The sequence below is a fragment of the Streptococcus hillyeri genome, assembly GCF_003686955.1.
In the GTDB taxonomy this organism is placed as follows: Bacteria; Bacillota; Bacilli; order Lactobacillales; family Streptococcaceae; genus Streptococcus; species Streptococcus hillyeri.
Genome location: NZ_RCVM01000059.1, coordinates 1 through 435, shown reverse-complemented (window position 1 = coordinate 435; position 435 = coordinate 1). Strand labels below are relative to the sequence as shown.

At 29.2% G+C, this 435-nt stretch carries 1 pseudogene; it reads left to right on the top strand.

What is annotated here, in order from left to right:
* Nucleotides 1–193: 193 nt before the first annotated feature.
* Nucleotides 194–435 (top strand): annotated as a pseudogene (locus tag EAF07_RS10455) (hypothetical protein); the annotation flags it as partial.

Sequence of the window (435 nt, the reverse complement as noted above, 5' to 3'; positions counted from 1 at the left end):
GTGTAATCATTCGTCAGAGAAAAAGACGAGGGGCGATTTAGATAAATTGTTGAAAGTAATATTAAATACCTTGTTTATCTAATTTGATTGAGGAAACATGCATAGGTGAAAATTAGAAATACATTAAAAATATTGAATTAATTTTTCGACCTACAAGTTGAGGAAAATTTAACTAGATTTGAGGATTAGCAAAGTGAAAACAATTCAATTACACAAGACAACTTTGATATTAATTGCGATATTATTGTTTTATACTTTTATGGGTATCTTACTACCACTCATGCACGATGATTTACAATGGTTTAGCAATTATAATACTGATATTTTAAAAGTAGGATTTGCATCACTTAATGGTCGCTATATCGGAAATATCTTTGAAATTATAGCTGTACATGTAAGCTGGTTACGTTGGCTTTCATATGGTCTCATTAGTAT